Origin of the sequence: Brucella sp. NBRC 14130, assembly GCF_040371715.1 — a bacterium.
Taxonomy (GTDB): Bacteria; Pseudomonadota; Alphaproteobacteria; order Rhizobiales; family Rhizobiaceae; genus Brucella; species Brucella intermedia.
The window spans coordinates 114,225-136,999 of the sequence record NZ_BAABTE010000002.1 but is presented as its reverse complement, the minus strand read 5'-3'; the positions used below and the strand labels follow the sequence as shown (position 1 = coordinate 136,999).

The following is a 22,775-nucleotide window of genomic DNA, read 5'->3' as shown; positions in this document are numbered from 1 at the left end:
GTACAGTTGGTGGCGAGTATATTTAGGTATACTCGCCATTAATATTTAATTTACTATATTCTTCAAACATGTTTTAATCGCTATCACACACGAGGAAATCATGTCTATTATTTCACAGTGTTCTAATAGAAATTTGTTTTACTCAGTACTTTTGATAGTTTCGGGAGCGTTGGCCGGCTGCACAACGGTACCTCCCGCAGAATTATGCTCGCCCAAGGAACAGAAACAGCTTAGAAAGCAACTTCTCATTACCCAGTCACTTCTGGATCGAAACGAAACCAATCTCTCGGTTTTGCGAAAGACAGCAACTCAGGATCGTTGCCTGGGAACTTTGTTTGCTCCAGCGGCAAAATCAGCCCAGTGCACCAAATTGCTGACAAAGATGGATCGGCTGACAACGGAAACAAGAACTTTGCACGAGCGCGTTCACGAGTTGAATATGGCAATTGCCGGACGCCCATCGCCGTCCAAGCATGTCAAATTATGCAAAGCCTCCTGGGTCGTCGTACCCAAAAAAGTTCAGCCGAAAGCCGCTCACATTCCGCAGCGGAAGATCAAGACCCCCGCCAGGCCGATCACCAAATCCGTCGCCACGGTTACATTACCGGTCTATGAAACGGTCGCTCCCGTCAAAGCCGAGGAAGTGAACTACAACTCCTCCCCGATAACGCAAACGTCAAACGCACCGACCTATGTTGCGCCGGTCACATCCACCCCGCCTGCTGAGCGCGCCTATACCGCAAACACAAAAGTCAGGGTCGTCGGCTCAGAGTTCTTTCCGGACCAAGCAGCACTAGCAAGTCAGCCAATTCCGGACCATGCGCCTGCCCCGTGAGTGCCAGGCGTAGCGGCATGAAAAGATTCTTGCCCTTGCGACCTGTTGCTGCCTTCACGGAATCAGCCCAGATTTTCCAGGTTTGATGATCCCAGGGCGCTGGTGGCAGAAGAGTGAAAGCCTCTCCCAGGAAAGCGCGATCTTCTTCCGAGAAATCCGGCGTTTCTGGTAACTCGCCGTCAACGATAGCCCACCAATGAGCCACATCCTTGAAGCGGTCGAGATTTCCCCGTACCGCGAGCCAGAAGGGTTCGGCCTTGTCGCCGGAAATACCCGATGCCGCCAAGCGCAACTTGGCTTCTGAAAACGGCATCTCGTGCAGCAGGGCGCGATTGAGTGTATCGAGTTCCGCGGGGTCAAACTTCGCCGACGACTTCGATATCGAAGCCAGATCGAACCTCTCAGCTAGGCTTTCCATGTTTGGGGAAGCCGAAACACTTTCCGATGTGCCGATCAGAACAGCAAGCGAAGCTACGGCCATAGGCTCGAATCCAGCTTCGCGCAACGATCCTACCGATAGAGCCCCGGTTCTCTTTGAAAGCCCCTCGCCTGAAATCGTCGTCAGCAGATTGTGGTGACCAAAAACGGGCGCTTTGGCACCAAGAGCTTCGAAAATCGCGATCTGCACACCCGTATTGGTCACGTGGTCATCACCACGAATAATGTGGGTGATGCCGAGATCAATGTCATCGACCACAGAGGGCAGCGTATAGAGGTAGGTGCCATCCTCGCGCACCAGTACCGGATCGGACATCGAGGCAAGATCCACCGTCTGCGGGCCGCGGACCAGATCGTCCCAATGCACCTCAGTACGCTTGGTGTTAAAAGGATCGGCATCGAAATTTGGCAGCAGGAAACGCCAATGGGGCTTGCGCCCCTCCGCTTGGAAGGCTGCTTTCTCTTCGTCCGTGAGCTTCAGGCCCTCGCGGCCATAAACGGGTGGCAAGCGACGCGCGAGGCGAAGCTTACGACGACGCTCCAGCTCATCCGCCGTTTCGTAGCAGGCATAAAGCAACCCGGCCTGCTTCAGCTTTTCGACCGCCCTGCCATAAACATCGAAACGTTTCGACTGATATTCCACGCGATCCGGTTTAACGCCCAGCCAATCAAGATCGACTGCAATTGCCTGCGCATACTCGTCCCTGGAGCGTTCAACATCAGTGTCGTCATAGCGCAGAATGAACTTGCCGCCATTCTTTTGCGCGAAGAGCCAGTTTGACAGCGCTGTACGCGTATTGCCTATATGAATATAGCCCGTTGGTGACGGAGCAAAACGAACGGTCACAGTCATTTTATTGTCTTTCAGCGGTCGCGGAAGCGGTTCGTTATAGGGTAGCGGCGATCGCGTCCGAAATTCTTCTTGGTAATTTTTACACCGGGCGCCGACTGGCGGCGCTTGTATTCAGCCAGATAGAGCAGGTGTTCAATCCGTTGGACTGTTTCGAGCGGATGCCCCCGCGCAGCGATCTCGGTGTTGCTCATTTCGTTTTCGACAAGGCATTCAAGGATGTCGTCTAGAACCGGGTAAGGCGGCAGACTATCCTGATCGGTCTGGTTTTCGCGCAGTTCGGCCGATGGCGCCTTGGAAATGATATTTTGCGGGATCACTTCTCCTGATGGTCCAAGCGCACCAGTCGGTACATGGTTGTTGCGCCATTCCGACATTGCATAGACCTGCATCTTGTAGACGTCCTTGATCGGGTTGAACCCGCCGTTCATGTCGCCATAAAGCGTGGCATAGCCCACCGACATTTCGGACTTGTTGCCCGTGGTAACAACCATCGAACCGAACTTGTTCGAAACCGCCATCAGAATGGTTCCACGTGCGCGGCTCTGCAGATTTTCTTCGGTGACACCGCTTTCGGTTCCCGAGAACAGCGGATGCAACGCTTCAAGAAAGCCTTCGACCGGTGCAGCGATCGGCACAACATCGTATCGAACACCGAGCGCTTTTGCACAGTCAGCTGCGTCTTTCAGCGATTCGTCGGATGTATAGCGGTAAGGCAGCATGATGCAGCGCACGCGATCCTTGCCCAGGGCGTCTACACCCAGTGCCGCACAGATCGCCGAGTCGATGCCGCCCGAAAGCCCAAGCACCACATCCTTGAAACCATTCTTGTTCACATAATCCCGCAAACCCAGCATGCAGGCGGAATAATCAGCTTCGAGTCCTTCTGGAAGATTAGCTTTCTCGCCCTCTTCGCAGCGCCAGCCGTCATTATGCCTATGCCATACGGTGAGTACGATTTGCTCCGCAAACTGCGGCATTTGCAAACAGAGCGACCGGTCGGCGTTGAAGGCGAACGATCCACCATCGAAGACCAACTCATCCTGCCCGCCGACCTGATTGGCATAGACCATCGGCAACTCGGTTTCGATCACCTGCTTGAGAACCACCTGATGACGCCGATCCATCTTCGCGCGGTGATAGGGCGAACCATTCGGCACAAGCAAGATCTCGGCGCCGCTCTCCGCCAGGGTTTCAGCTACACCGAGTTCACCCCAAATGTCTTCACAGATCGGTATTCCGATGCGAACACCACGGAAGTTGACCGGGCCCGGCATTGGGCCGGACTGAAATACCCGCTTCTCATCAAACTCGCCATAATTCGGCAGATCCACCTTGAACCGTTCCGCAATAACCTCGCCGCTATCCAGAACGACAATGGAGTTATGCAGACCACTTTCACGACTGAGCGGCGTACCAATAATGACGCCCGGCCCTCCGTCCGAGGTGTCGTTCGCCAGATCACGAACAGCCTTTTCGCACGCAGCAAGAAAAGATGGTTTCAGAACCAGATCTTCCGGCGGATATCCTGAGATGAACAATTCCGTAAAAAGAATGAGATCGGCTTGCATTCTGGCGGCTTCAGCGCGCGCGGCACGTGCCTTTGCCAGATTTCCGGCGATATCACCCATGACGGGATTGAGTTGCGCAACGGCAATACGGAGCATGGCGAGATTCTCGTGAGAGGCTAACATGTCCAAGCTTTAGCGCGCTTGGGCAAGCAAATGCAACGGATGCAATCAATCAACGCTTTGTTTGTCAGGCCAGATAGGTATTGGCGAGAATGTAGCCCCAGACGGCAACGACGAACACAATGGAAATCAGGACAGCGAGCGACCCGCAGTCCTTTGCAATCTGGATCTCCTTGTGAAAATCCCGGGAAACGGCATCGCAAGTTGCCTCGATACCGGTGTTCAATACTTCCACGAGGAGAAGAAACAGGATCGAGCCGACCATGAAGAGGAAAGTGAGCCAGGTCGGCGCAAGAAAATACGCCACCGGCAACGATAGGAGAAACAGCACCAATTCCTGTTGGACGGCCTTTTCATGTCCCGCGAGATATTTCAGTGCCCGCATGGAGTTCAGAAAAGCCAGAAAAATGCGCTGCATGAATACCCCCAATATGATCGGTCACGGCAATCAATAGGCGAGTTTTCCTGAAAAGCAACAGGGCGGAGATCGAAATCGCTACGTTAGCTGCCCACAGGCGTGCATCTTCGATGTTGTTCTGATTACATAAGTCATTACATCTAAACAGGGATAATATAATCAACTAATAGCGACCGATCATCAAAATAATTGCCGGAATATTTTTGGATTATATCAAAACTACAAAGTTTCGTATGTATTGAATGTCAACTTCAAGGAAAGATTTATGTTTAAAAGAGCATTATTTCTTACATTCGTTTCCACATTGACGATTCTTTCCGTCGAAAAAAGCTACTCCAATGAAGGGCAGCAATTCGGCGACAGCAAATCACAATCCTGCATGAAATACGCCACCATACAGTGCAAACCTTTCGAGAAAAGTCCCATTCATGCACAATGTATAGATCAAAAATACAATGAATGCATGAGCAAGTAATTTTAATAGTATTTAGAAGATAATAATGGATGTGCGTTTTGATGCTCAAAATCAAAACGCACTATCTTTGCAGGATCAGGCGATTTCCGCCAGTTGGGCAGTTCCAGCATCGCGCTCCTTCTTGAGGAGTTCAGCCAGCAGAAACGCCAGTTCCAGCGCCTGATCGGCGTTCAAACGTGGGTCGCAATGCGTATGGTAGCGATCATGCAGATCCTCGGCCGAGATCGCACGTGCGCCGCCTGTGCATTCCGTTACGTTCTTACCGGTCATTTCGACATGGATGCCGCCCGGATGCGTGCCTTCGGCACGATGGATCGCGAAGAAAGATTCCACTTCCTTGAGGATACGGTCGAACGGACGGGTCTTGTAGCCGCCAGCGGTGATCGTGTTGCCGTGCATGGGGTCGCATGACCATACGACCTTACGGCCTTCCTTCTCGACAGCACGAATAAGCTGCGGCAGGTGATCGCCGACCTTATCGTAGCCAAAGCGCGCAATCAGCGTCAGGCGACCTGCTTCATTTTCGGGATTCAGAAGATCGATCAGGCGGATAAGATCATCCGGCTGCAAAGACGGGCCGCATTTGAGACCGAGCGGATTCTTGATGCCGCGACAGTATTCAATATGCGCGTGATCGGCCTGGCGGGTGCGGTCGCCGATCCAGATCATGTGACCGGACGTGCCATACCAATCGCCAGAGGTCGAGTCGACACGGGTCAGCGCTTCCTCATACCCAAGAAGCAGCGCTTCATGGCTGGTGTAGAAATCGGTTTCGCGCAACGAATGATTGCTGTCAGCCGTAATCCCGATTGCACGCATGAAGTTCATGGTTTCGGAAATACGCTGGGCCAAAGCTGCATAGCGTTCTGCCTGTGGGCTTTTGCCGACAAAGCCGAGCATCCACTGGTGAACGTTCTCCAGATTTGCGTAGCCGCCCTGAGCGAAAGCGCGCAGCAGATTGAGCGTCGCCGCCGACTGACGGTATGCCATGTCCTGCCGCTGAGGATCGGGTGTGCGCGAAGCTGAATCAAATTCGATACCGTTGATGATGTCACCACGGTAAGATGGCAGTTCTACGCCATTCAGCGTTTCCATGTCGGACGAACGCGGCTTGGCGAACTGACCGGCGATACGGCCAACCTTCACAACAGGCTTCGATGCGCCAAATGTAAGCACGACGGCCATCTGAAGGAATACACGGAAAAAGTCGCGGATATTGTCTGCGCCGTGTTCCGCAAAACTTTCGGCGCAATCACCGCCCTGAAGCAGAAATGCCTTGCCTTCCGCAACCTCGGCCAACTGCTGCTTGAGCTTGCGCGCTTCACCTGCAAAAACCAGCGGCGGATAGGTGCGAAGACGGGCCTCAACGTCGTTCAGAGCCTGTGCGTCCGGATAAAACGGCACTTGCTTGATCGGCTTGCTTCTCCAGGAATGCGGGGTCCAGTTCTTCGTCATTTGAGCACCTGTTTGCTTCTATCCGCTCGATTTCTCTCGGATTATATCCTCCTTGCACGAAAGCCGGAATTCCTTAACGGACAGCCCCATCTGACAAAGATGACAGCATATCCCGGAAAACCGGCGTGCGTGATCGCGCTGATATAATGCAGGCTGAAACTTTATGCCAGCAATATTCGTTAACCGAAGAAACCGGCTGCGAAAGATTTATCCGGCGACTTTCTCACCATGTACAACCCGATAGGTCGGCTTGTACATGGTGACCAGTTCTTCGGCCGCAGTCGGATGAACCGCCATCGTGCGATCGAAGTCATCCTTGGTCGCGCCAGCCTTGAGCGAAATGCCCAGAAGCTGGGCCATCTCACCAGCATCCGGCCCCATGATATGGGCTCCGATCACACGGCGGCTTACTGCATCCACGATGAGCTTCATCAGCATTTTCTCGTTTCGACCGGAAAGCGTGTTCTTCATCGGACGGAACAGTGCTCTGTAGACTTCAAGCTCCGGATACTTCTTCGCAGCCTCATCTTCGGGCAGGCCGACAGTACCGATTTCCGGCTGCGAGAAGACGGCCGTCGCGATCAGTTCATGATCCGGCTTCGTCGGATTGTCCTTGAAGGCTGTCTCGAGAAAGCACATTGCTTCATGGATTGCCACGGGCGTCAGCTGGACACGGTTCGTGACGTCGCCCACTGCCCATATATTCGCGATATTGGTGCGTGAATAATCGTCCACAAGAATGGCACCCAGCTCATCCGTCTTTACACCAGCCCTCTCCAGGCCGAGACCAGTCGTGTTGGCTTTGCGCCCGATAGCCATCATTGCCTGACCGACTTCCAACCTGTCGCCGTTATTCAGCGAAATCTTCAGGTTGCCGTCGGACTGCTTCTCGATTTTCTCGAAAACCGCTTCGCAAATGATACGGATGCCCTTTGCTTCCATGGTTTCGTGCAAGAGATGGCGCAAGTCGGGATCGAAACGGGAGAGAATCTCCTTGCCGCGATAGACGAGCGTGGTCTCGACGCCAAGACCATGGAATATGTTCGCGAACTCAACAGCGATATAACCGCCACCTGCGATGGCGATCGCTTTCGGCAGCTCGGCGAGATGGAACGCTTCATTGGAACTGATGCAATATTCATGGCCCGGCATGGTTTCCGGCATCGTGGGGTGGCCGCCCGTCGCAATCAATATCTGGTCGGTCGTTATGCGGCGACCCTCCGCCTTCAGTTCGACGGTATGCTCATCGATCAATTCAGCACGGCTGGCGAAAATCTCGACTTCAGAATTCTGGAGCCCCTTGGTGTAGAGCCCCTCTAGCCGTGCAATCTCCTTGTCCTTGGCATCGATCAGCTTTTTCCAGTCGAATGCCGATGCGCCCACATTCCAGCCATAGCCAGCAGCATCTTCGAAATGTTCGGGGAACTGCGAGGCATAGACAAAAAGCTTCTTCGGGACACACCCACGGATAACGCAAGTTCCGCCCATGCGATACTCTTCAGCAAGGGCGACTTTCTTACCCATCGCTCCGGCAAGGCGGGCAGCCCGGACCCCGCCGGACCCGCCGCCGATAACAAAAAGATCATAATCGAAGCCGGACATGGGATTCTCCAAAAAACATTAGGTTGGCCGATATGTAGGCAAAAGAAAAAGCCCGGCCAAGTGACCGGGCTTTCAAATTCCCTGTTATCGCTAAAATTACTGCTGTGCAGGCTGCGCCGGAGCGGCAGCGGCGCCGGCCTGTGCGGCCAGAACTTCTGCCACGCTGGTTGCCAGATCCCGGGCGATGCCGTTCTGCCAGATATTGGCGGCCTTGACGACTTCACGTGTTACAATCGGGCCTTCCGACAAAAGCTTCTTGCCTGCAGACGACGTATAGAATGCTGCGATAGCCTTCAGTTCGTCTTCCGAAAAAGCCTTTGCGTAAGCGCGAGCGGATTCGGTTTCGAGATCTGCGCGGCGGGAAGCAAGAGCCAAAGCCTTGTCATCGACTGTCTTGGTGATGAGGGCTTCCAGATTCGGGTCCTTCTGAATCAGCTCGCCCTTCAGGGAGCGCGCCGCATTCGGAAGAATTTCGTCGAACTGCTCGGTGGCATTAATTGCAGAAATAGCAGCGCGGGCAGCTTCCAGATGGGCTTCAGAGATTTCCTGTGCCGATGCTGCGTGAATGCCCGACATCAGTACGAGCGCGGAAAACGGTGCAATCAGACGGCGAAAGCCAGTTGCCGGGATCATAAGTCAGTACTCCGTTCAATCAGTTCAAGACCGGTTCATGGTGCGGATGCCGTCGTTGCCGGCAATCACTGCCGCACGCGCGAGTCCGATGAAAAGTCCGTGCTCGACAACGCCTGGAATTGCGAAGAGAGCGTCAGATAGTGTCTTTGGATCGGGAATGCGGCCAAAAGATGCATCCACGATATAATGCCCACCATCTGTTACGAAGGGTGAGCCATCTTTTAAACGCAGTGCCAGCGGGCCTGCAAGGCCACACTTTGCAGCTGCTTCCTCGATAGCGCGGAAGGTCGCGCCAAGACCGAAGCGGTTGACTTCCACTGGCAGAGGAAAACGTCCGAGCGTCTCGACCACCTTGGAGCTGTCGGCAATGACGATCATTGCATCAGAGGCGGCAGCAACGATCTTTTCACGAAGAAGCGCCCCACCGCCACCCTTGATGAGCGAGAGATTGGTATCGACTTCGTCCGCACCGTCAACCGTGAGATCGAGATGGGGCGTTTCGTCAAGCGTTGTAAGCGGAACTCCGAGTTCCTCACAAAGCTTGGCGGTACGTTCGGAAGTGGGCACGCCAATGATCTTGAAGCCACCACTTACCTTTTCAGCAAGCAGTCGCACAAACTCCTCGGCAGTTGAACCGGTACCAATTCCCAGACGCATTCCGTCCTTGACGTGTGTGAGTGCTTCTGCGGCGGCTGCAATTTTTAACTTGCGAGCTTCATCCATACCAAGTTCCCCGAAATCCCAGCGGATTCTCATTGTCATCCGGTTCGCCTCTAGCATGCGGGCGCGGCGCAACAAAGCTTCTATTCGAACTATGACGCAGAATTTCGGATTTTAAGCAAATCTGATCGCGAGGTTGAGCCGAGGACGACAATCAGATAGGAGTTCTCTATTCCCTATTTTCACATACGAGAAGCTAATGTCTGCTGCTAATCCCAAGCCCATCATCGTTTTCGATCTCGACGGAACCATCGTCGATACAGCACCAGACCTTCTCGATAGCCTCAATCACTGCCTGGCGATATCCGGACTGAAAACAGCCGACCGTGAATCGTTGCGCAGATTCGTGGGACAAGGCGGACGCGTCATGATCGAACGCGCATTCGCCGCGCAGCAGAAACAGGCAGACGAAGCGCAACTCGATAACCTCGTAGAAGAGTTCCGGGAGCATTATGCGAATAATATGCCGGGGCATTCCACTTTCTTTCCAGGCGTACTGGAGGCAATGGACCGCTTCTCCGCGAGCGGTTACGAACTGGCGGTCTGCACGAACAAATTCGAGGCCCTGTCGGTAAAACTCCTGACTTCGATGGGCGAAGCCACGCGATTTGCAGCGATCTGCGGGGCAGATACATTCGCTTATCGCAAGCCTGACCCGCGTCACCTTACTGACACCATCGCACGTGCAGGCGGCAATCGCGAACGGGCCATAATGGTTGGCGACAGCCGCACCGACATCGACACTGCGAAAGCGGCTGGCATCCCCGTTGTTGCCGTCGATTTCGGATATACTGATCTGCCCGTGCAGCATTATGGTCCTAGCCGCGTCATCTCGCATTTTGACGAGTTCACTCTCGAAATGGCTGGCGAACTCATCGCTGCCGTAACTGATCCAGTGTAACGGGAAGCAGAAAATGTCTACGCTGCGGATTCTAGTATCGGGCGCGATTTTCTTAGCCGCATTATCAACGGCGTCTGCGAATGATGGATCGCCGGGTTTGCCCGGCGTGCACCCGCAAAAACCAATAGTGTCCGCTCCACCACCCGCTCCCGAACCGGATCAGGCACAAAGCGGCAACTGGAGAAATTTTCGTGTTGGTAACACCGACGTGTCGATTTCGGGCAGCATTAGCGTCGATGTCGGCACCGGAAACAGTCGCTCGTCCCGTCGCTAATTTCGGGAAGCTCGGGCCAGCGCCGACAGGACGGCTGGCAGTTGAGCGGGCAAATCTTCGGCGATAAGCCCATGACCGAAACGGCGGGCTGCGTCGGCATGTATCCACACAGCAGCACAGGCTGCCGCGAATGCGGGCATGCCCTGCGCAAGCAGGCCGCATACAATTCCGGTCAAAACATCGCCTGATCCTGCCGTTGCGAGCAAAAGAGTTCCATTGGCGTTGACCACGGCCACCCCGCCCGGTTCCGCAATCACGCTATCAGGCCCTTTATATACAATGATAGCGTTGGCGCGCCTTGCCGCCTCACGCGCCTTTTCAATCTTCGAGACCGCAGCCTTTGCAATATCGGGAAAAAGCCGTCGAAATTCACCTTCATGTGGTGTCAGCACAAGTGCAGACCGGGCATCCTGCCGGCGATCGAAAAGCTCATTTGGGTCCTGCTCAAAGGCCGTAATTCCGTCAGCATCGAGGACCAGTCCGTGGCACCCCTCTAGTCCGCCAGCGGCGAGAAATAGTGCGTGCTCACGCGCAAATGCTGGATTCCCGTAGCCCGGACCGAGGACCGCCGCTCCAACCTTGCGCTCGGCGAAAAACTGCCGAACATCCTTCAAGCTGCGGGTTTCGCGAACCATGATGCTGGTCAGATTGGCAGCATTAATCGCCATCGCATCGGGCGGAGATAAAAGCGTAACCGCCCCTGCCCCAATGCGTGCTGCGGCGAGAGCCGAGAGACGCGCAGCGCCAGTCGAATGAGGGCCACCCGAAAACACGGCTGCGTGGCCGCGACTATATTTATAAGTTTCAACGCCCAGCACAGGAAGGGCACCTTCCCAAAGCTCGGGCGCATTTTCAAAAGTATGGGGCTCGATGGCTGCAAGTATATGATCGGGAATGCCGATATCCGCGACGTGAAGCACCCCGCAATGCGCCCTTCCCGGCTGCAGCAGATGGCCGGGCTTCTTTCGAAAAAAAGTAACTGTGGCGCGCGCCCGGATCGCTGTTCCCAGAACCTCTCCGGTCTCACCCGATATGCCACTCGGCAAATCAACAGCCACCACCGGTACGTCCGAACTGTTCAGCGCATCAATCGCAACGGCTTCGGACCCATGAATATCGCGGGCGAGCCCGGCACCGAATAAAGCATCGATCACGCCCCCAAAACTGACGGCTGAAAACTCACCCAGATTCGAGACAGGCCCCTTGTAAAAAAGCGATGCGCGCATGGCATCCGAACCTTTTTGCGGAGGAGCCGATGCAAAACACATGACCTCCAGACCGGCTTCCAGCAGAAGTTGGGCCGCGACATAGCCGTCACCACCGTTATTGCCGGGTCCGCACAGAACCGCGACCGGCGAATTGCGGGCGAACATCCCCTGCGCAACCTCCGCGACGGCGCGTCCTGCCACCAACATCAGCGAAAAGCCATCCTTGATACCAGCCTTTATCGTCTGGCGATCCGCTTCTGCCATTTCCTGCGGGGTCAGCAACTCGTACATCGCGTACCTTTTGAACATGGGTGATTGGAGTGATTAAATACGCGGCAGCGGGCTTTATGCAAGCTTGCCTTCTTTTAAGGCGAAATGGCTATTTTTTAGCCAGAAGGCCCAGTTGATAGAACCGCTTTTCTTGCGCGCCGCCAGAGTGGCGCTTGCACTAGCATCATGATTAGTGCCAATCTGCCTCCAGATGAAGGAAGTGGGAGAAAATTTTCACACCCCATTCAAACTGGCACAGTTCATGCTTCTCTATGGGTGAAGCGGGCACAATGCTCATTTCCGAAGAAGAGCGGAGACCATTCTCTGATGAAAAAGATCGAAGCCATCATAAAGCCCTTCAAGCTGGATGAAGTGAAGGAAGCCCTTCAGGAAGTCGGCTTGCAGGGGATCACTGTCATCGAAGCCAAGGGCTTTGGACGACAGAAGGGTCATACCGAGCTTTACCGCGGCGCCGAATATGTCGTCGACTTTCTTCCCAAGGTGAAAGTTGAAGTCATCGTCGCAGACGAAACCGTGGACAGCGCTATTGAAGCCATCCGCAAGGCTGCCCAGACGGGACGCATCGGCGATGGCAAGATTTTCGTCTCCAACATCGAAGAAGTTATCCGTATCCGTACCGGTGAATCCGGCGTGGATGCCATCTGACAATACCTGCGTACAATCCATCGTCGTGCAAACAGGGAATTAATATGACGACTGCCAACGATATTCTGAAACAAATCAAAGACAACGACATCAAGTTTGTCGACCTTCGCTTCACCGATCCGAAGGGTAAGCTGCAGCACGTTACGATGGATATCGGCCTCGTCGACGAAGACATGTTTGTCGACGGCGTGATGTTCGACGGCTCTTCCATCGCTGGCTGGAAGGCAATCAACGAATCCGACATGGTTTTGATGCCGGATCCGACGACCGCTCATATCGATCCGTTCTTCGCTCAGTCTACACTCGTCATCCTTTGCGACATTCTCGACCCCGTTTCGGGCGAGGCCTATGGCCGCGATCCCCGCACGACCGCGAAGAAGGCCGAAGCCTACATGAAGTCGCTCGGTATCGGCGATACGGTCTATGTCGGCCCGGAAGCTGAATTCTTTGTCTTCGACGACGTGAAATACAAGGCCGACCCGTACAATACCGGTTTCAAGCTCGATTCGACCGAACTTCCGTCGAATGACGACACCGATTATGAAACAGGCAACCTCGGCCACCGTCCGCGTGTTAAGGGCGGCTATTTCCCGGTTCCGCCAATCGACAGCGCGCAGGACATGCGCTCGGAAATGCTGACCGTTCTCACCGAAATGGGTGTGACTGTCGAAAAGCATCACCATGAAGTGGCTTCCGCCCAGCACGAACTCGGCGTCAAATTCGACACGCTCGTGCGCAATGCAGACAAGATGCAGATCTACAAGTATGTCGTGCATCAGGTTGCCAATGCTTATGGCAAGACGGCGACCTTCATGCCGAAACCAATCTTCGGTGACAACGGCTCGGGCATGCATGTCCACTTCTCGATCTGGAAAGAAGGCAAGCCGACCTTCGCTGGCAACGAATATGCTGGCCTGTCGGAAAACTGCCTCTATTTCATCGGCGGCGTCATCAAGCACGCAAAGGCCGTGAATGCATTCACCAATCCGTCAACCAACTCCTACAAGCGTCTGGTTCCAGGTTATGAAGCTCCGGTTCTGCTCGCCTATTCGGCTCGCAACCGTTCGGCTTCCTGCCGTATTCCGTTTGGCAACTCGCCGAAGTCCAAGCGTCTGGAAGTTCGCTTCCCTGACCCGGCGGCCAACCCTTATCTGTGCTTTGCTGCCCTGCTGATGGCTGGTCTTGACGGCATCAAGAACAAGATTCATCCGGGACAGGCCATGGACAAGGATCTTTATGATCTGCCCGCCAAGGAACTGAAGAAAATTCCAACCGTCTGCGGTTCCCTGCGCGAAGCCCTGCAGTCGCTCGACAAGGATCGTGAATTCCTCAAGGCCGGCGGTGTGTTCGACGACGATCAGATCGACAGCTTCATCGAACTCAAGATGGCCGAAGTGATGCGTTATGAAACGACGCCGCACCCGGTCGAGTACGACATGTATTACTCGGTTTAAAAAAGTGCGCGGACACCGGTTCAGGTAGTCCGCGCGTTTTTTGCCTTCTACCGAGGCCCCCAAAAAAAGAAACCCCGGCAACGCCGGGGTTTCTTTGTTAGACCAATGCAATAGACATGTTATTTAAAGGGCTGCGAGCACGCGGGCAGCCATCATCATTTCGATTTCACGGCTCCTGCGGCGCTCCACTGCTTCCGCATCGGCTCCCCAATGTTCGATGGTCCAATCCTCATCGATATGGGCCAGCTGCCAGCCTTGTTCCGCGGTCACTTCGCCTTTTGCTATAGCCAGTGCAATAATCGCTGACCCCGTCAGTGTCGTCATCGTATGCAGAGCCGCCAGTGCAATTGGATCCTTGAAGGCAGACAGATGCACACCAAAGGCTGCTATGGCTTCACGCGGCTGCTCAATATGCATTACACCTTCGGCGAGCGAAAACCGTGCGCCAAGCCCTTGCATCCAATCGATCAGCGGGTCCCATTGCTGCGTCTGCCGAGAAACGAGTTCCTGCGGACTGTCGGCGCGATAGCAAAGCATATCCGTACCCGCAAAACGTAGAATATCCTCGAAAACCGCCTGCGGGTCCTGCGCAATTCCGTCGATTGCCGTATTGACCAAACGCGTTGCGGGCATTTTGCCGGGATCGATGACCTTTTCCTGAGCAGCAAATTCGTCCGCCACGATCTCGGCAGCGGCCTTCGTCGGCAACCTCAGCAGGCTGCGCGCTGGCGTCTTGACCGGACGACCGTCCAGATGGACTGCAAAACCGCCTTCAACTTCGGCTACTTCTGCTTTCTCGTAGAAACGTTTGGGCAGTTGCGCCAGCATCTGCTTCTGCGCACGCACGATGGGGTTCTCGTCGGAAAGCTGCTTTCCCGCTTCAAGATCACTCAGAATATCACGCATATATTTATCCAGTTCTGTATCGCTGACTTGGCAGAACGCCCCAACAACTAGAGGACCTGTTCGTCCATAGTCTGCAGCAATGCATGGAGTTCAGATGGCACTTCCAGAATATGATGGGCGCCAGCTTCGATCAGTCCCTGCCGGTGATGATAACCCCAGGAGACGCCTGCGGCCATAGCGCCCGCCGAGCGGGCCATCTGCATATCATAAACAGCATCGCCGATAACAATCGTTCGATTGGGTTCTATTCCCATTTCAGCACAGGATTCAAGCACCATAGCCGGATGCGGCTTCGACGGGCAGTCATCGGCGGTACGTGTGACCACGAAATGGTGCCCTATACCGTGACGTTCAAAAACAGAGCGGACACCGCGCTGCGACTTGCCGGTTACGATACCGAGCAGAAGATCGTCCCTCGCCCCAAGCTCGCTCAGGAGCGGCAGAATTCCATCATAAAGCGGCTCTGCGAAGTCCGGCGCCTGTCGCAACATCACGAAGTTTTGCTTGTAACGTTGTGTCAGCCAGTGGACCTGCTCGTCCGGTTCCCGATTCAACAGCTTCGCAATGGCAAGATGCAACGACAGGCCGATGATCGAATGCGTTTCCTCGATTGCAGGAGGTTCCAGACCAGCATCGGCAAAACTGGTTGCCATGCATCTGTGAATGAAGTCGCCGCTGTCGACGAGCGTTCCGTCGCAATCGAAGAGTACAAGTTTCATCGGGCGTTGGATACCTTTGCCGGCTTGCTGATAATCATCAGTCCGCAACCGATCAACGCGAGAGCCGCAAATATTTTCCAGCTCAGTGGCTCGTTCAGGATGAGGCCGCTCAATAACACGCCGAAAGCCGGCGTGAGAAAGGCAAAGTTTGAAAGTTTTGACACGGGGTATCGGCGTACCATCCAGAACCAGAGCGGATAGGTAAACGCCACCACGAATACCGCCTGAAACAGGAAGGCTAATATTGACAACACATCGGGACTGCGAAGCAGCGGGCCACTCAACGAAATGAACGGCAACGGCACCAGCGTTGCAATCACCAACTGGTAAAGAAGTGTCTTCTCCGGCGCTGTGTAGGCAAGCCGGGTCCGCTTGATGACCAGCGTGGTTAAACCCCACAACACACCGGACACCAGCGCTAGCATATCGCCATATATCGCATGCGGTCCCGGACGGCTGACATGATCGGAAAAGACCAGAAACACGCCCAGAAAGGCGATACACATGCCGATGAACGCACGAACAGACATGCGTTCGCCTAAAAGGAAATGACTGCCGATAGCGACCCAGAACGGCATGACATTCATCATGAGCGTTACACGTCCCACGCTTGTCAGCTCCATCGCCAGAAAAATCAGGACGAACTCGGTGCCGAATAGCAATCCGGCGGCTATTCCCGCCGCAAGCGTGCCATCACGCTTGAAAAGCGGGATACGACGCCAACAACACCAGAGAAAGACACACATGCCGCCGAGCGCAGAACGTCCCGCCGCCATGAGCATAGGGTTGAAACCTTGATTGCCGATCTTGATGGCAACCTGATTAAGCCCCCAACTGAACATGATGAACACGACCAGCATGATGGCCAGCCCATCGAACGAAACTCGTCCTTGGGACGATCCCCCCGCTTCGCCTGACATTTTTAATCTACCGCGCTTTCCTCGTCAAAGCCGAGCAGATTCCACGACTGCACCATGTGTGGCGGCAAAGGAGCCGTCACATCGATGATGCCGCCCGACGGGTTCGGAATGCGAATGCGGCGTGCATGAAGATGCAGCCGTTTCTGAATCCCGCCCGGAAACTCCCAATTCTGGTCAGCTTCAAAATATTTTGGATCACCGATAATTGGATGACCGATATAAGCCGCATGAACGCGCAGCTGATGGGTTCTGCCGGTATAGGGTTCCATCTCGAGCCAGGTCAGGTTGTTCCCTGCCTTCTCGATGATGCGATAATAAGAGACCGCATGATCAGAGTCCGGTTCGCCATGCTGGCAGACACGCATCTTGTCACCGTCGGGCGTCTGATCCTTGACCAGCCACGTGGAAATCTTGTCCTCGCGCTTGCGTGGAACACCTTTTACCAAGGCCCAGTAGGTCTTCTTGGTATCGCGCTCGCGAAAAGCGGCGGTTAACGCCTGTGCCGCGCCGCGGGTGCGCGCCACGACGAGCACGCCCGACGTGTCACGGTCGATGCGGTGCACAAGACGCGGCTTTTCGCCCTTTTTGTTGCGCCATGCCTCCAGCATACCGTCGATATGTCGCGTTACGCCGGACCCGCCCTGCACAGCGAGGCCTGCCGGTTTGTTGAAAACATACACTTTCGGGTCTTCGTACAGAAGCATCTGCGAAAGCACATCACCGTCCTGCTGGCTGCGGATTGTTCGCGCCGTAACCGGTCCGGTGGCTTTTTCATCGACGCCGAGCGGCGGAATGCGAACAGTCTGCCCGGCTTGAACACGTGTATCGGCCTTGGCCCGGGAGCCGTCGATACGGATCTGGCCCGACCGCAGAAGTTTTTGCAGGTGACCGAAACCCAGGCCTGGATAATGGACCTTGAACCAGCGGTCGAGCCGCATGCCCGCCTCGCCTGTATCCACAATCTTCTGTTCAACGACTGCCATGGAGAAACCCGATCAACTCTTCCTAATACGGCGTGTACTAGCCCGCCGGTCATTTAGTCATCTCAATAGACGCGAGTTTCGCGGATTGCTAGGCGGAATTCCCGAAAACCGAAATTTGGCTGCTTTGAAGGAAACCGGTTCTCTTTCTTCAAAGAGTTTGATTTCCACGCATAAACTTCACGCTCGGTTACATACGTTTTTAATTTATGGTCGGTCTTGACACCCAATCGCCACTTCTTGTCGCCATCTGATATTGATAGAACAAGCGGGCTATACCATTTAGCCCGTGAATACACGAGCGGGAGTGCGAAAGTGTCATTGCTCAAAATCTACTGGCGAGCCATGGAATATCTTGCGGTCGAGAAGGCTGCAACGATAACCATGTGCGTGGCCAGCGTCCTGGTTGCCCTGGTCACACTTGCCGAACCAATTCTGTTCGGTCGGGTCATTCAGGCTATCTCCGACAAGGGTGACATTTTCTCGCCCCTGGCGATGTGGGCTGCACTCGGCGGCTTCAACATTGTTGCCGCCGTCTTTGTGGCCCGCGGCGCAGACCGTCTCGCACACCGCCGCCGTCTGGGCGTGATGATCGATTCCTATGAGCGTCTCATCACGATGCCGCTTTCGTGGCACCAGAAGCGCGGCACGTCCAACGCGCTCCATACGCTGATCCGCGCAACGGACTCGCTTTTCACCCTCTGGCTCGAATTCATGCGCCAGCATCTGACGACAATCGTTGCTCTGGCGACGCTTATCCCGGTTGCCATGAACATGGATATGCGCATGTCGCTGGTGCTTATTGTGCTCGGCGTCATCTATGTGATGATCGGGCAGTTGGTCATGCGCAAGACCAAGGACGGTCAGACAGCTGTCGAAAAGCACCACCACAAGCTTTTCGAGCATGTCAGCGATACGATCAGCAACGTCTCGGTCGTGCAGAGCTACAACCGTATCGCGTCGGAAACGCAATCCCTGCGCAATTATGCCAAAAATCTTGAGAAGGCCCAGTTCCCCGTTCTCAACTGGTGGGCACTTGCCAGCGGCCTGAACCGGATGGCCTCGACCTTCTCGATGGTGGTTGTCCTCGTTCTGGGCGCCTACTTCGTCACCAAGGGCCAGATGCGCGTCGGCGACGTGATCGCCTTTATCGGTTTTGCCCAACTGATGATCGGCCGTCTCGATCAGATCAGCGCTTTCATCAATCAGACCGTAACCGCACGCGCCAAGCTTGAAGAATTTTTCCAGATGGAAGATGCAACCGCTGACCGTCAGGAACCGCAGGACGTTTCGGACCTCGCCAACGTCAAGGGCGACATCGTTTTCGACAACGTTACCTTCGAGTTTCCGAACTCCGGTCAGGGCGTCTATGACGTGTCTTTCGAGATCAAGCCAGGGCAGACGGTGGCTATTGTCGGCCCCACCGGCGCGGGCAAGACCACACTCATCAATCTGCTGCAACGGGTCTTCGATCCGGCAGCCGGTCGCATCACCATCGATGGAACCGATACGCGTACCGTCAGCCGTCGCTCCCTGCGTCATGCTATTGCGACCGTCTTTCAGGACGCCGGACTGTTCAATCGCTCTGTTGAAGAGAATATTCGTGTTGGTCGTGAAGACGCCACATCTGAAGAAGTGCACGCTGCCGCTCGCGCTGCTGCCGCCCACGACTTCATTCTGGCCAAGAGCGATGGCTACGATACCGTTGTCGGCGAACGTGGCTCGCAGCTTTCAGGCGGCGAACGCCAGCGTCTCGCGATTGCGCGTGCTATCCTGAAGGATTCGCCCATCCTCGTTCTTGACGAAGCCACCAGTGCGCTTGACGTCGAAACCGAAGAGAAGGTGAAACAGGCGGTGGACGATCTGAGCCATGACCGTACAACCTTTATCATCGCGCACCGTCTTTCGACGGTTCGTTCGGCCGATCTGGTCCTGTTCATGGACAAGGGACATCTGGTTGAAAGCGGCAGCTTCGATGAGCTTGCCGCACGCGGCGGTCGCTTTACCGACCTTCTGCGCGCTGGTGGTCTCAAGCTTGAAGACAAGGCTACCAAAGTCATCGAAGGTAGCAACGTCATGCCTTTCCCGACCAAAGGCGCAGTTGGCTAAAATCAGACATGTTGCAAGCGAAAAGCCCGCGGTGATCTCATCGCGGGCTTTTGCTTTTTACCAACACGCCTGAATTTAAAGCGGCACCTCGAAGCGGAGTCCATCATATCCGGGCTCCACATTGTCCGGTGTCTCACGCAAGACGGTTTCATAATCGAGCGGAACATGCATATGCGTGAGAACGGCGCGCTTGGGCGCCAGCTTCTCAATCCATTCGAGCGCTTCGCCGAGGGAGAAATGGCTTGGGTGCGGGCGGTATTGCAATGCATCGATTATAAGGACATCGGCTCCGCCCAAATAGTTGAGGCTTTGCTCGGGAAACGCGCTCACATCGGTGCAATAGACCACAGAACCAATGCGAAATCCGAGCGACTCGATATCGCCGTGCACCTGGCTGAATGGCTCAAAACGAATTGCACCGCCGGCCCCCGATATTGAAAACGGGGTTTCGGGGGCAATATCGTGCATGCTGAGGATAGGCGGATAACTCGACCCGGCAGGTGTCTCAAAACAATAACCGAAGGCCTCGAAGAGCCGATTACGCGTCAGCCGATTGGCGTAGACATCCATCAGACGACGATTTTCAACGACGTAGGTGCGAAGATCGTCGATTCCATGAATATGATCCGCGTGCGGGTGGGTGTAGACAGCCGCATCGAGGCTATGTGCGCCCGCATCGATCATCTGGGCGCGGAAATCCGGGCCCGTATCGATCACAACCGTTGTGCTCTTGCCGTCCATGTCAAACCGCTCAACCAGAAGCGATGCACGACGACGCCTGTTCTTTGGGTTCTCGGGATCGCAACTGCCCCAATCGCCATTGATGCGCGGGACGCCGGGAGAAGAGCCGCAACCCAGAAGCGTAAAGCGCAGGCAGTTTCGGGGGAAATTCACGCTCAATTTTCCTCTGAAGGCCGAGGCATCTTGGAAAACAGCCTGAACACGTTATCACTCGTAATACGCGCAACCTCGTCATTGCTCACGCCAATCGTTTCGGCCAACATGGCGGCCGTATGTTGAACGAAAGACGGCTCATTGCGCTTGCCGCGATGTGGCAACGGGGCAAGGAACGGAGCATCTGTTTCCACCAGCAGGCGGTTACGCGGAACGATGGATGCTATTTCGCGGATTTCTGGTGAGTTCTTGAATGTCAAAATGCCGGAAAAGGAAATATAGCCGCCCAGTTCAATGCCTTTTTCAGCCAGCGCTCGTCCGGAAGAAAAGCAATGGAGAATGAACGGAAAAACACCCTTTTCCGTCTCCTGCTCAAGAATTTCAGCCATATCGTCGTCCGCACTGCGTGCATGTATAACAAGTGGCAACTGGGTCCGACGTGCGGCTTCGATGTGAACGAGAAAACCTTGACGCTGCGCTGCCGGCGGAGCGTAGTCGTAGTGATAATCGAGACCTGCTTCGCCTATGGCGACAACCTTCGGATGTTCCGCAAGGCGCACGAGATCGTCAGCCGTAATGTCCAGTTCTTCATGCGCATTGTTGGGATGGGTACCGACGGAACAATAGACGGACTCATAGGCTTCCGCTATGGCACGGATCGTATCGAATTTCCTGACCCGCGTGGAAATCGTCACCATGCGCTTGATCCCGGCGTCGAGCGCGCGCTGCACAACGGCATCGCGCTCCGGCTCGAAATCGGCAAAGTCGAGATGACAATGGCTATCGACAAGCATCATCGAACTCAGTTCTACTCTTCTGTTTCCACATAACGCGGGAATACCGGCTGCGGAGCTGGCAGATCGGTACCGCCGACAAGTTGGCTTGCCGTAACGTCAGAGAACTGACGCTTGTCGGCAGGAATTGCCAATATGTCGAGAAGCTTTTCCGCCGACTGCGGGATGAAGGGCTGTACCATGATGCCGACACGCCGGATCACTTCCGCGGTCACATAAAGGACGGTTCCCATACGCGCCGGATCGGTCTTCCGCAACGCCCAGGGCTCCTGCCCCGCAAAATAGCGGTTTGCTTCGGCAACGACAGCGAAGATCGCACCGAGCGCCAGATGCAGCGCCTGATCGTCCATTGCCTTGCGCGCGGTATCCAGCGCCGCCTCGGCCTGATCCAGAATAGCTTTATCAGCTTCCGAGAATTCACCTGGAACCGGGACCTTGCCTTCGCAATTCTTGGCGATCATCGACAGCGAGCGCTGGGCGAGATTGCCGAGATCATTCGCCAGGTCGGCATTTGTGCGGTTGACAATAGCGTCATGGCTGTAGCTGCCGTCCTGACCAAACGGTACTTCGCGCATCAGGAAATAGCGCAACTGATCGAGCCCATAGCGCTCAACGAGACCGAACGGATCGATCACGTTACCGAGCGACTTCGACATCTTCTCGCCGCGATTGAACAGGAAGCCATGCGCGAAAACCCGCTTCGGCAACGGAATGCCAGCCGACATCAGGAATGCGGGCCAATAGACAGCATGGAAGCGAGAGATGTCCTTGCCGATGATGTGCGCATCGGCAGGCCAATAGCCCCATTTGCCGTCCGTAGTGTCCGGATAGCCAAGGGCCGTGATGTAGTTTGTCAGGGCGTCGACCCAGACATACATGACATGCTTTTCGTCACCCGGCACCGGAATGCCCCAATCGAAGGTCGTGCGGGAAATCGACAGGTCCTTCAGCCCGGACTTGACGAAGCTCACGATCTCATTGCGACGTTCCGCAGGCATGATGAAGCCGGGGTTTTGCTCGTAAAGATCGAGCAGCCTGTCCTGATAGGATGAGAGACGGAAGAAATAGCTTTCCTCCTCAACCCACTCGACAGGGGTCCCCTGCGGGCCATAACGAACGCCGTCCTCGCGAACTTCTGTTTCCTCTTCACCGTAATAGGCCTCGTCACGCACGGAATACCAACCGGCATATCCACCCTTGTAGATATCGCCATTATCAGCCATCGCTTTCCAGATAGCCTGGCTGGCCTTGTAGTGGCGCTCTTCAGAAGTGCGAATATAATCGTCATTGGAGCTGTTCAGCACGTCTGCCATCTGCCGGAACGCAGTCGTATTGCGGTCGGCAAGCTCGCGCGGCGTGATGCCTTCCTTGCGCGCGCTCTGCAGCATCTTGATGCCGTGTTCGTCCGTACCGGTCAGAAAGAAAACATCCTTACCGTTCAGTCGCTGAAAACGTGCCATCGCATCGGTCGCGATCAGTTCATACGCGTGACCGATGTGTGGCTTTCCGTTGGGATAAGCAATCGCGGTGGTGATGTAATATTTTTCGCGGCTCATTATGGAC

At 55.0% G+C, this 22,775-nt stretch carries 21 protein-coding genes; 6 read left to right on the top strand and 15 right to left on the bottom strand.

From position 1 onward, the window contains the following. Window positions 1-100: 100 nt before the first annotated feature. Window positions 101-835 carry a hypothetical protein gene (locus tag ABWW28_RS04170; protein WP_080697252.1) on the top strand — a complete coding sequence of 245 codons (735 nt, stop codon included), beginning with the start codon at window positions 101-103 and terminating at the stop codon, window positions 833-835. Here ABWW28_RS04170 and gltX read toward each other — a convergent pair. The 7 genes from gltX to rpiA form a co-directional block, all read right to left on the bottom strand. Beyond that, window positions 753-2,126: a glutamate--tRNA ligase gene (gltX, locus tag ABWW28_RS04165; protein ID WP_021585183.1), complete on the bottom strand. Its 1,374-nt coding sequence runs from the start codon at window positions 2,124-2,126 to the stop codon at window positions 753-755. The genes ABWW28_RS04170 and gltX overlap by 83 nt on opposite strands. A gap of 11 nt (window positions 2,127-2,137) precedes the next feature. Next, window positions 2,138-3,817, bottom strand: a complete 1,680-nt coding sequence (locus ABWW28_RS04160) for an NAD+ synthase (protein WP_036592383.1) — start codon at window positions 3,815-3,817, stop codon at window positions 2,138-2,140. Between the two features lie 64 nt (window positions 3,818-3,881). Beyond that, the gene (locus ABWW28_RS04155) at window positions 3,882-4,232 is read right to left on the bottom strand and encodes a diacylglycerol kinase (protein WP_025089515.1); all 351 of its coding nucleotides are present in this window, start codon (window positions 4,230-4,232) and stop codon (window positions 3,882-3,884) included. Between the two features lie 550 nt (window positions 4,233-4,782). Then, window positions 4,783-6,162 carry a class II 3-deoxy-7-phosphoheptulonate synthase gene (locus ABWW28_RS04150; protein ID WP_021585187.1) on the bottom strand — a complete coding sequence of 460 codons (1,380 nt, stop codon included), beginning with the start codon at window positions 6,160-6,162 and terminating at the stop codon, window positions 4,783-4,785. Between the two features lie 207 nt (window positions 6,163-6,369). After that, on the bottom strand, window positions 6,370-7,764 hold the full coding sequence (gor, locus tag ABWW28_RS04145; RefSeq protein ID WP_021585188.1) for a glutathione-disulfide reductase: 1,395 nt from the start codon (window positions 7,762-7,764) through the stop codon (window positions 6,370-6,372). Between the two features lie 96 nt (window positions 7,765-7,860). Continuing rightward, window positions 7,861-8,397, bottom strand: a complete 537-nt coding sequence (locus ABWW28_RS04140; RefSeq protein WP_006466887.1) for a DUF2059 domain-containing protein — start codon at window positions 8,395-8,397, stop codon at window positions 7,861-7,863. A 24-nt stretch (window positions 8,398-8,421) separates the two neighbouring features. Further along, window positions 8,422-9,120: a ribose-5-phosphate isomerase RpiA gene (gene rpiA / locus ABWW28_RS04135; RefSeq protein ID WP_006470515.1), complete on the bottom strand. Its 699-nt coding sequence runs from the start codon at window positions 9,118-9,120 to the stop codon at window positions 8,422-8,424. Window positions 9,121-9,316: 196 nt separating this feature from the next. On the opposite strand from rpiA, the gene ABWW28_RS04130 reads away from it, so the two are divergent. Then, complete coding sequence (locus ABWW28_RS04130) at window positions 9,317-10,018, top strand: HAD family hydrolase (protein WP_021585190.1); 702 nt, start codon at window positions 9,317-9,319, stop codon at window positions 10,016-10,018. Between the two features lie 13 nt (window positions 10,019-10,031). Then, window positions 10,032-10,292, top strand: a complete 261-nt coding sequence (locus tag ABWW28_RS04125) for a hypothetical protein (RefSeq protein WP_112669750.1) — start codon at window positions 10,032-10,034, stop codon at window positions 10,290-10,292. Here ABWW28_RS04125 and ABWW28_RS04120 read toward each other — a convergent pair. Beyond that, window positions 10,289-11,791, bottom strand: coding sequence for an NAD(P)H-hydrate dehydratase (locus ABWW28_RS04120; protein WP_353390356.1), 1,503 nt, complete (start codon window positions 11,789-11,791; stop codon window positions 10,289-10,291). The two genes, ABWW28_RS04125 and ABWW28_RS04120, sit on opposite strands and share 4 nt — an antisense overlap. A gap of 306 nt (window positions 11,792-12,097) precedes the next feature. Between ABWW28_RS04120 and ABWW28_RS04115 the strand changes: the two genes are divergently transcribed. Further along, on the top strand, window positions 12,098-12,436 hold the full coding sequence (locus tag ABWW28_RS04115) for a P-II family nitrogen regulator (protein ID WP_002964122.1): 339 nt from the start codon (window positions 12,098-12,100) through the stop codon (window positions 12,434-12,436). 44 nt (window positions 12,437-12,480) lie between these two features. Continuing rightward, on the top strand, window positions 12,481-13,890 hold the full coding sequence (glnA, locus tag ABWW28_RS04110; protein WP_006466891.1) for a type I glutamate--ammonia ligase: 1,410 nt from the start codon (window positions 12,481-12,483) through the stop codon (window positions 13,888-13,890). 123 nt (window positions 13,891-14,013) lie between these two features. On the opposite strand, the gene ABWW28_RS04105 is transcribed toward glnA, so the two are convergent. Genes ABWW28_RS04105 through ABWW28_RS04090 form a run of 4 tightly spaced genes read right to left on the bottom strand, consistent with a single transcriptional unit; the run spans window position 14,014 to window position 17,418 of the window. Next, the gene (locus tag ABWW28_RS04105; RefSeq protein ID WP_021585192.1) at window positions 14,014-14,796 is read right to left on the bottom strand and encodes an ATP12 family chaperone protein; all 783 of its coding nucleotides are present in this window, start codon (window positions 14,794-14,796) and stop codon (window positions 14,014-14,016) included. A gap of 47 nt (window positions 14,797-14,843) precedes the next feature. Beyond that, window positions 14,844-15,515, bottom strand: a complete 672-nt coding sequence (locus ABWW28_RS04100; protein ID WP_021585193.1) for an HAD-IA family hydrolase — start codon at window positions 15,513-15,515, stop codon at window positions 14,844-14,846. Beyond that, the gene (locus ABWW28_RS04095) at window positions 15,512-16,435 is read right to left on the bottom strand and encodes a DMT family transporter (protein WP_021585194.1); all 924 of its coding nucleotides are present in this window, start codon (window positions 16,433-16,435) and stop codon (window positions 15,512-15,514) included. The genes ABWW28_RS04100 and ABWW28_RS04095 overlap by 4 nt, the downstream gene beginning before the upstream one ends. Window positions 16,436-16,437: 2 nt before the next feature. Next, complete coding sequence (locus ABWW28_RS04090; RefSeq protein WP_021585195.1) at window positions 16,438-17,418, bottom strand: RluA family pseudouridine synthase; 981 nt, start codon at window positions 17,416-17,418, stop codon at window positions 16,438-16,440. A gap of 312 nt (window positions 17,419-17,730) precedes the next feature. Here ABWW28_RS04090 and ABWW28_RS04085 point away from each other — a divergent pair, with 312 nt between their 5' ends. Next, window positions 17,731-19,524, top strand: coding sequence for a glucan ABC transporter ATP-binding protein/ permease (locus tag ABWW28_RS04085; RefSeq protein WP_025089512.1), 1,794 nt, complete (start codon window positions 17,731-17,733; stop codon window positions 19,522-19,524). A gap of 75 nt (window positions 19,525-19,599) precedes the next feature. Here the strand turns inward: ABWW28_RS04085 and ABWW28_RS04080 are convergent, their stop codons facing one another. Genes ABWW28_RS04080 through metG form a run of 3 tightly spaced genes read right to left on the bottom strand, consistent with a single transcriptional unit; the run spans window position 19,600 to window position 22,768 of the window. Then, window positions 19,600-20,418, bottom strand: a complete 819-nt coding sequence (locus ABWW28_RS04080; RefSeq protein WP_021585197.1) for an MBL fold metallo-hydrolase — start codon at window positions 20,416-20,418, stop codon at window positions 19,600-19,602. Window positions 20,419-20,420: 2 nt separating this feature from the next. Next, on the bottom strand, window positions 20,421-21,212 hold the full coding sequence (locus tag ABWW28_RS04075; RefSeq protein ID WP_025089510.1) for a TatD family hydrolase: 792 nt from the start codon (window positions 21,210-21,212) through the stop codon (window positions 20,421-20,423). A 14-nt stretch (window positions 21,213-21,226) separates the two neighbouring features. Continuing rightward, window positions 21,227-22,768, bottom strand: coding sequence for a methionine--tRNA ligase (metG, locus tag ABWW28_RS04070; protein WP_021585199.1), 1,542 nt, complete (start codon window positions 22,766-22,768; stop codon window positions 21,227-21,229). Between the last annotated feature and the right edge of the window lie 7 nt (window positions 22,769-22,775).

Bases quoted from the DNA above. Each gene is read 5' to 3' on its own strand.
- ABWW28_RS04170 (WP_080697252.1), top strand. From the start codon at position 101: ATGTCTATTATTTCACAGTGTTCTAATAGAAATTTGTTTTACTCAGTA.
- gltX (WP_021585183.1), bottom strand. From the start codon at position 2,126: ATGACTGTGACCGTTCGTTTTGCTCCGTCACCAACGGGCTATATTCAT.
- ABWW28_RS04160 (WP_036592383.1), bottom strand. From the start codon at position 3,817: ATGTTAGCCTCTCACGAGAATCTCGCCATGCTCCGTATTGCCGTTGCG.
- ABWW28_RS04155 (WP_025089515.1), bottom strand. From the start codon at position 4,232: ATGCAGCGCATTTTTCTGGCTTTTCTGAACTCCATGCGGGCACTGAAA.
- ABWW28_RS04150 (WP_021585187.1), bottom strand. From the start codon at position 6,162: ATGACGAAGAACTGGACCCCGCATTCCTGGAGAAGCAAGCCGATCAAG.
- gor (WP_021585188.1), bottom strand. From the start codon at position 7,764: ATGTCCGGCTTCGATTATGATCTTTTTGTTATCGGCGGCGGGTCCGGC.
- ABWW28_RS04140 (WP_006466887.1), bottom strand. From the start codon at position 8,397: ATGATCCCGGCAACTGGCTTTCGCCGTCTGATTGCACCGTTTTCCGCG.
- rpiA (WP_006470515.1), bottom strand. From the start codon at position 9,120: ATGGATGAAGCTCGCAAGTTAAAAATTGCAGCCGCCGCAGAAGCACTC.
- ABWW28_RS04130 (WP_021585190.1), top strand. From the start codon at position 9,317: ATGTCTGCTGCTAATCCCAAGCCCATCATCGTTTTCGATCTCGACGGA.
- ABWW28_RS04125 (WP_112669750.1), top strand. From the start codon at position 10,032: ATGTCTACGCTGCGGATTCTAGTATCGGGCGCGATTTTCTTAGCCGCA.
- ABWW28_RS04120 (WP_353390356.1), bottom strand. From the start codon at position 11,791: ATGTACGAGTTGCTGACCCCGCAGGAAATGGCAGAAGCGGATCGCCAG.
- ABWW28_RS04115 (WP_002964122.1), top strand. From the start codon at position 12,098: ATGAAAAAGATCGAAGCCATCATAAAGCCCTTCAAGCTGGATGAAGTG.
- glnA (WP_006466891.1), top strand. From the start codon at position 12,481: ATGACGACTGCCAACGATATTCTGAAACAAATCAAAGACAACGACATC.
- ABWW28_RS04105 (WP_021585192.1), bottom strand. From the start codon at position 14,796: ATGCGTGATATTCTGAGTGATCTTGAAGCGGGAAAGCAGCTTTCCGAC.
- ABWW28_RS04100 (WP_021585193.1), bottom strand. From the start codon at position 15,515: ATGAAACTTGTACTCTTCGATTGCGACGGAACGCTCGTCGACAGCGGC.
- ABWW28_RS04095 (WP_021585194.1), bottom strand. From the start codon at position 16,435: ATGTCAGGCGAAGCGGGGGGATCGTCCCAAGGACGAGTTTCGTTCGAT.
- ABWW28_RS04090 (WP_021585195.1), bottom strand. From the start codon at position 17,418: ATGGCAGTCGTTGAACAGAAGATTGTGGATACAGGCGAGGCGGGCATG.
- ABWW28_RS04075 (WP_025089510.1), bottom strand. From the start codon at position 21,212: ATGCTTGTCGATAGCCATTGTCATCTCGACTTTGCCGATTTCGAGCCG.
- metG (WP_021585199.1), bottom strand. From the start codon at position 22,768: ATGAGCCGCGAAAAATATTACATCACCACCGCGATTGCTTATCCCAAC.